At 70.4% G+C, this 7340-nt stretch carries 6 protein-coding genes and 1 pseudogene; 5 read left to right on the top strand and 2 right to left on the bottom strand.

The genetic code is table 11. The features are described 5' to 3' along the window. Window positions 1-100: 100 nt before the first annotated feature. A complete protein-coding gene (locus Q0A33_RS13420; protein ID WP_291797722.1) occupies window positions 101-283 on the bottom strand; it encodes a hypothetical protein in 183 nt (60 codons plus the stop codon). Window positions 284-598: 315 nt separating this feature from the next. On the opposite strand from Q0A33_RS13420, the gene Q0A33_RS13415 reads away from it, so the two are divergent. Both Q0A33_RS13415 and Q0A33_RS13410 read left to right on the top strand, forming a co-directional pair. After that, a complete protein-coding gene (locus tag Q0A33_RS13415) occupies window positions 599-1729 on the top strand; it encodes a TAXI family TRAP transporter solute-binding subunit (protein ID WP_291797719.1) in 1131 nt (376 codons plus the stop codon). 86 nt (window positions 1730-1815) lie between these two features. Beyond that, entirely contained in the window at window positions 1816-3795 is a 1980-nt protein-coding gene (locus tag Q0A33_RS13410; RefSeq protein WP_291797716.1) for a TRAP transporter fused permease subunit, read from the top strand. 54 nt (window positions 3796-3849) lie between these two features. On the opposite strand, the gene Q0A33_RS13405 is transcribed toward Q0A33_RS13410, so the two are convergent. Next, window positions 3850-4503, bottom strand: coding sequence for a hypothetical protein (locus tag Q0A33_RS13405; protein ID WP_291797713.1), 654 nt, complete (start codon window positions 4501-4503; stop codon window positions 3850-3852). Between the two features lie 201 nt (window positions 4504-4704). Between Q0A33_RS13405 and Q0A33_RS13400 the strand changes: the two genes are divergently transcribed. The 3 genes and pseudogenes from Q0A33_RS13400 to Q0A33_RS13390 all read left to right on the top strand — a co-directional run. Further along, window positions 4705-6354, top strand: coding sequence for a histidine kinase (locus Q0A33_RS13400; protein WP_291797710.1), 1650 nt, complete (start codon window positions 4705-4707; stop codon window positions 6352-6354). Beyond that, window positions 6342-6986 carry a response regulator transcription factor gene (locus Q0A33_RS13395; protein WP_291797707.1) on the top strand — a complete coding sequence of 215 codons (645 nt, stop codon included), beginning with the start codon at window positions 6342-6344 and terminating at the stop codon, window positions 6984-6986. Before Q0A33_RS13400 ends, Q0A33_RS13395 begins: the two co-directional genes overlap by 13 nt. A 60-nt stretch (window positions 6987-7046) precedes the next feature. Further along, window positions 7047-7340 (top strand): annotated as a pseudogene (locus Q0A33_RS13390) (hypothetical protein); the annotation flags it as partial.

The following is a 7340-nucleotide window of genomic DNA, read 5'->3' as shown; positions in this document are numbered from 1 at the left end:
CCCCCCCGCCCTCCCCCCCCCGGCGGGCCTCTCGGACCTCGCCCCCGCGGGCCGCCCCCCATCCCCCTCGGCCGGGGCGTAGTACCCCCGGGCCCTCGGCCTAGGTGTTGGGGTGCCGGCCGGCGTCGCCGAGGTCGAAGAAGCCCGCGCGGGCGTGGAGGTCGGAGTGGCAGACGCCGGAGTGGGTGATGCGGACGAGGACGGATGCGCCGGTGAGCTCCGGCGTCTCGATCTCGATCTCCTCTGCGGGTGCGTTGGGGGTGGCGATGCCGAATACCTTCATGGGACCCTCCTCGGTCTGTGCGGTCGATCTGCGGTGACCGACCGGCGATGAAGCCGTGACCTGACTGTCTGGATGCGAGCCGTGGCCGAACCGTCCGTCATATAAGCGAACGTTCACACAGTACTCAACCACATCGACACGGGGCTTGCAGTCTCCGCGGCGCCGTCCGGGGGAGCACGAGGCGGATTTGTTAACGATTCCGCATCAAAGATTTGTGATTCAGCCCTCTTCTGTGCATAGTTGACGTGCCGCATATAAGCGGCTCGCCGGCTATCGGCGAGATCACCGACGCCGACAGATGCACAAGGAGCTTCAATGAGGAAACTTCCCGCAGCCGCTTCCGCCGCGGCACTCGCACTGGTCCTCTCCGCCTGCGGCAGCGACGGCGCGGAACCGGAGACCGTCTCCGAGGGGCCGCTCCCCGACACCTTCGCGATCGCGACCTACGGCACGGGCACCTCGACCTATGCGGACACCTCTGCCGTCTCGGAGGCCCTCACCGCCGAGGAGGGGATGAGCATCCGCGTGGTGCCCTCCGACACCGGGATCGGGCGGATCGCCCCCATGCGGGACGGGCAGGCGCTCTTCTCCCGCGGCGGCGACGAGTACATCTACGCCTTCGAGGCGGAGTACGACTTCGCGGTGCCGGAGTGGGGCCCGCAGGACATCAGGATGACCTGGACGCCCACCGCTCCGCACAGCGTCATGTCGCTGAGCGGCTCCGGCATCGACACCTTCTCCGACCTGCGGGGCAAGAAGGTCCCCTGGGCCACCGCGAACCCCTCGGTGCAGAACAAGATGACCGCGCTGCTCGAGTACGGCGGTCTCACCTGGGACGACGTGGAGGCCGTCGACATCAGCTACGGCGACCAGGCGGAGGGCGTGAAGAACGGCCAGGCGGACGTCGTCTACCAGCAGGTCTACGGCTCCTCGCTCTACGAGCTGGAGAGCCAGCACGACGTGCAGTGGCTGGAGCTCGACCCTGACGACGAGGCCGCCGTCGAGCGCATGCTGGAGGTCGCCCCCTCCACCTTCGTGGGCTCCTTCTCCGGCGGCCCCGCACAGGAGGAGGGCGAGGAGACCACCGCCCTCATGTACACCGTCCCGGTGATCACCTACGCGGAGACCTCCGCCGAGGCCGTGCACGACCTCGCCACCGCTCTCCACGGGAACTTCGTCAGCTACGAGGACGCGACGCCCACGACCTCGGGCTGGGGGCTCGACGAGATCCAGAGCGTCCCCACCCAGGTCCCGTTCCACGACGGCTTCGTGCAGTTCCTCGAGGAGCAGGACATGTGGACCGAGCAGGCGGAGACCCGGAATCAGGAGCTCATCGACCGTCAGGAGCAGCTGCGCACCGCATGGGACGAGTACCGGGAGTCCGAGGAGGGCGCTGAGCCGGACCACGAGTCCTGGACGGCGTGGAAGGACGAGAACCTCGCCTGACCGGCTGCGATGACGCAGACCGGCCGTGCGGTGCCGCCGCCTCGGGACGAAGCGGCGGCACCGTCCCCCGAACCGATTGGACTCATATGGAAACCCGACTGACTCCACTGTGGAAGGCGGTCGTCGCGGTGCTCACCGTCACGGGCGTCCTCCTCGCGATGAACCAGGTGTTCTTCTGGAACCCGGGCGGCTTCACGCTGCTGCGCAGCTCCTACCTGTACCTGGTCCTCGCGTGCTTCCTCCCCATCTGCTTCCTCGCCTTCCCCCTCCTGAAGTCCGTGCGGAACCGGCCCGTGCCGTTCTACGACGTGATCCTCGCACTGCTCGCGGCGGGCGTCTGCACGTACTTCGGGGTGAACGGCGAGACCATCGTGAACCAGGGCTGGGACTACGCAGCACCGCAGACCGCGGTGCTGCTGTCCTACCTCCTCTGGCTCCTGGTGCTGGAGGCGCTGCGCCGCACGGCGGGCCTCATCGTCACCCTCATCGCCCTCGCGTTCTCCCTCTACCCGCTCGCCGCCGGACAGATGCCTCTGGGCTTCCTCCGCGGCATCTCGACGGATCTCAGCGGCGCGGCCCAGGGGCACATCATGGGCGCGGACTCCGTCCTCGGCCTGCCCCTGCAGACGGCGGGCACCATCCTCATCGGCTTCCTGCTCTTCGGCGTCGCACTGCAGCACACCGGCGGCGCGACCTTCTTCTATGACCTCGCACAGGCATTGTTCGGCCGCTATCGGGGAGGTTCGGCGAAGGTCTCGGTGTTCTCCTCCGCCTTCATGGGGATGATGTCCGGGTCCGCGGTGTCCAATGTGCTCACCACCGGCCCCATGACCATCCCGGCCATGAAGCGCGCGGGCTTCCCCGGACGCTATGCGGCCGGCATCGAGGCGACGGCCTCGACGGGCGGCACCATCACCCCGCCCATCATGGGCAGCGCGGCCTTCATCATGGTCTCGTTCATCGGCGTGCCCTACAGCGAGATCGCGCTCGCCGCCGCCATCCCCGCGATTCTGTACTTCCTGGGCATCTTCGTCCAGGTGGACGCCTACTCGGCGAAGTCCGGGCTCATGGGGCAGCGCGGACCGGGGCCGGCCGCGGTCGGCGGCATCCTGCTGCGGGGCTGGCCCTATCTGGCCGCGCTCATCGGCCTCGTGGCGCTGCTCGTCGTGCAGCAGCGGGAGTCGCAGGCACCGTACTGGATCGTCGCGTTCCTGCTCGTGGTCCTCGTCGTCCGGCTGACGGGGGAGGGGAAGGCGCGTCAGGTGCCCGCCGCGCTGTTCGACTTCCTCGTCTCCGCGGGCAGGACCATCGCGGAGATCATCGGCATCATCGCCGGTGTGGGACTGATCGTGGGCGGCCTGTCCATGACGGGGGTCTCGCTCTCGCTCGCGCGGGAGCTCGTCGCGGCGGTGGGGGAGAACCTCGTCCTCATCCTCCTCGCCGGTGCGGTCACCTGCTTCATCCTGGGGATGGGCATGACGGTGTCCGCCGTGTACGTGTTCCTCGCCATCGTCATGGCTCCTGCGCTCACGCAGCTCGGGGTGAATCCGATCGCCGCCCACCTCTTCGTCATCTACTGGGCGACCGTCTCCTACATCACCCCGCCGGTGGGGCTCGCGGCCTTCGCCGCGGCGAACATCGCGAAGACCCCGCCCATGGCGACGGCGTGGACGGCGACGAGGCTGGGCGCGGTCAAGTACATCGTGCCGTTCGCCTTCGTCTTCAACCCGGCGCTGCTGGGCCAGGGAGCCGGCACGGACATCGTCCTTGCCGTGGTGTTCTCCGCCGCGGGCGTCTTCTTCCTCGCGTGCGCCTTCGAGGGATGGATGACCGGTGTGGGCCGAGCTCTCACCCTCCCGGTGCGGACGGCGATGGCGGTGCTCGCCCTGGGCCTGTTCGCACCGTCCCTCCCGGTGAGCAGCGCGTGCCTGGCGGGCTGCGCCGTGCTCGCCGTGGTCACCCGCTTCTGGAACGCCGGTGATCAGACGGTCTCCGCGGAGCGCGAGCGCGTGCGGAAGGAGAGGGTCGAGGCGGCGGATCGAGGCGAGGAGCCGGCTGAGGTGTGAGGCTGCCTCGGGCCTGGGTGCGCCGCTGCGAGAGCCCGGGCCCGAGGCCGCGGATCAGCGGGAGGAGTCCGCCGAGGCCTGCGGCGGCTCCGCTTGCGGGCCGTGATCCGCGCTGGGCGTCTGCTCCGCCGCCTCCCGCTCGCGGAACAGGCTGCGGAGGTGGTACCCACGGACGGTGCCGAACAGCACGAGGATGACGGTGGCCGCGGCGACCGCGCCCACCACGACCCAGTCGATCCCCACAGAGGAGTGGAAGAACGCGAGCTCCGCGATGAGCGCGGAGAAGAGGGAGGCGCACACCGCGGGTATCGTCCACGAGGCGGAGATGCGCGAGGAGATCGAGATGATGACGACGGCTCCGGCGGCGATCGCCAGCGGGGCGACCTGCCACACGGTGATGACCACGAGACCCGCGACGAGCGCGGACGGAGGGCCGATGTAGGTGTCCTCCTCCAGCTCCTCGTCGTCGTGGCGGATCGCGGCGGGGACGAGGCAGAGCGCGAGGATGCCCAGCACCGCGTCCGAGACGAGGGTGACCCAGAACAGCTCCGGGTCCGCCACCTGTGTGCCCGGCAGCCAGGCGTTGATGGCTGCGGCGTGGTAGAAGAACGAGTACATGAGCCCGAGCACGGCGGAGACGAGCACCAGCGCGGTCGTCCTGTTCCTGCTGCCACGCGGCGACCGCGCAGGCGGGGCGGCTGGGGACATGCGTCTCGACTCCTCGCTGCTGTGCCGGTCGTCATCCGTGGTGCCGGCCGCGACCGCCGGCGGTCCGGCTCTCACCATGGTAGGCAGAAAGCTCGGAGGCCGCTCGCGGAGAACCCCCAGGTGCAGGAGGAGGGTTTTCCCCACCTCGGACGGCAGTTCGCCCTGTAGCCGCGCTCCTGCCGGAGGCGGGAGAGTGGAGGCATGAACGAAGACGACTCGACCAGACCGCTCCCGGACGGGCAGGTGCCCCCGGCGGGCGAGGCACCGACCCGCGTGATGCCGGCCGGAGACGCCCCCACCCGCATCATGCCGGAGGGCGAGGCACCCACGCGCGTGCAGCCGCAGCCTCCTCAGGACGAGGCGCAGCTCCCCGCTGCGGCGCATCAGCCGCTGACGGAGGAGCGGACAGGGGAGCCCGTCCAGCCCGCCCCGGCGGATCAGCCGCCGGCGGAGGCGGGCGGAAACGCAGGCGGCAGCTCCGGCGGCTGGGACCCCGGCGCCTGGGGACCGGGACCGGCCCCCGCCCGCTACACGAAGGCCCGGATGCCCTGGCTCATGGGCGTTCTCAACGTCACCCTCTCCGCCGTGATCGGCACGTTCTTCCTGTGGATCCCCACGGTCCTCTTCTTCGTGGGCCTGGGCGGGCTCTTCGCGCTGGGCAGCGGGATCTTCGCGCTGCTCGTCTGGTTCTTCCTGCAGCGCGGCGTCAACCACGTCGAGCGTCTGCGCGCGGAGGCGGTCTACGGGGAGCGCATCCTCGTCCCGCGGTACCGGCGCACCCTGCGCAGCGGATTCGGCGGCTGGTTGCACCAGCAGTGGCTGATCCTCTCCTCGGGGGCGTACTGGCGTTCTGTCGCCCACCACTATGTGAAGTCGCTCTACGGAGTCGTCATCGGCGTCCTCGTGACGCTGACCGTGGGCACCGGCGCGGGAGCGCTCACCGTGGCGATCAACCCCGGCAGTGCGGGCTCCCGGCTCACGCTGGGGTTCGGCGACCTGCCGGACGCGCTGCTGGGCGGTTTCGACGGCGACGTCCCGTTCTCCGTGCGCTTCTGGGTGGGCGCCCTGGGCATCCTCGTGATGCTGGTGGGGTTCGCGCTGCTGGCCTTCTCCCCGTGGCTGGACCGCATGCTCGACCGCGCACTGCTGCCGCCGGCCAAGACCGAGGAGCTCGAGGAGCAGCGGGAGACGCTCAGCCGCGAGGTGGGCCAGCTCGAGACGGCGCGCACCGGCGCGGTGGACGCGGCGACGACGGAACGGCTGCGGATCGAACGCGATCTGCACGACGGGGTCCAGCCCATGCTCGTGGCGCTGAGCATGAAGCTCGGCATGGCCAAGTCCAAGCTCGATTCGGACCCGGAGGGTGCCAAGCGCCTGGTGGGTCAGGCGCACGAGGACTCCAAGGCCGCCATCACGGAGCTCCGCCAGCTGGCACGCGGCATCCACCCGGCGGTGCTGGAGGACCGTGGGCTCGACGCCGCGATCAGCGCGCTCGCCGCCCGCTCCTCCGTGCCGGTGGCGCTCGACGTGCGGGTGCCCGAGGGCGTGAGCGCGGAGGCGGAGTCCGTCGCGTACTTCGTCGTCGCGGAATCGCTCACCAACATCGCCAAGCACGCCCGGGCGGGCCAAGCCCGCGTGACCATCGCCGGGGTGGGCACCGCTGAGGCGCCCCTGCTCCAGGTGGCCGTCTCCGACGACGGCGCGGGTGGTGCGAGGATCGTCCGTGACGGCACGTCGACCGGTCTCAAGGGCCTGGCCGACCGCGTCGCCGCAGCCAAGGGAACCCTGTCCGTGACCAGCCCGGTGGGCGGTCCGACAACGATAGTCGTGGAGGTGCCATGCGCATCGTGATCGCAGAAGACAACGTCCTCCTCCGTGAGGGCATCTCCCTCCTCGTCACGGACGCCGGACACGAGGTCGTCGCGGCGGCCGCGGATGCGAGCGGCCTCCTCAGCGCGGTCGCCGCGCTCGCCCCGGACCTCGCGGTCGTGGACGTGCGCATGCCTCCTTCGTTCACGGACGAGGGGATCCGCGCCGCGACCCTCATCCGCGAGCAGAACCCGGACGTGGCGGTGCTGGTGCTCAGCCAGTACGTGGAGGAGCGCTACGCGAGCGACCTCATCGCCTCCGGCGCGGGCAGCTTTGGCTATCTCCTCAAGGACCGCGTGGCGGATGTCGAGGACTTCCTCGGAGCGCTCGAGGAGGTGGCCGGCGGCGGGACCGTGCTGGACCCGGAGGTCGTCTCGCAGATCCTCGTGCGATCCCGCAGCCAGGGCGGCCTGGCCGATCTCACCGAGCGTGAACGGGAGGTGCTCGAGCACATGGCCTCCGGCAAGTCGAACTCCGCGATCGCCCAGGCGATGTACCTCTCCGCCGGCGCGGTGGAGAAGCACATCAGCTCCGTCTTCACCAAGTTCGGCCTGTCCGCGGACACCAGCGAGAACCGCCGCGTGCTCGCCGTCCTCCGCTTCCTGGGGGTGTGAGGCAGACATGGGAGTCGCATCGCATCCGGCCGCACGCACCTCGACCACAAGGACCCGATCATGAACGATCCGCAGGATCCGCAGCAGAACATCCCTCCGCAGAACCACGACGGCGACCGGCCCCAGGACGAGGGCCGGGGCTGGACCTCACCCGAGGCCGTGCCGTCCCGGGACGAGTACGGCACCGACGTGCCGCCCGGTGCGTCTGCACAGCCCAGCGCGTCCGCGCCCTCGGGAGCACACGCTCAGCAGGGCGTGCCCTCCGCGTCGGGCGCGGCCGCACATCCGGGCAGCCCGCAGGCGTACGGCGTCCAGGCCCATGGGGCTCCGGCCTACGGCGCCCCCGCCGGTGGG

Source organism: Brevibacterium sp. (assembly GCF_022712115.1).
GTDB lineage: Bacteria > Actinomycetota > Actinomycetes > Actinomycetales > Brevibacteriaceae > Brevibacterium > Brevibacterium salitolerans.
This window is presented reverse-complemented; position numbering and strand designations above follow the sequence as displayed.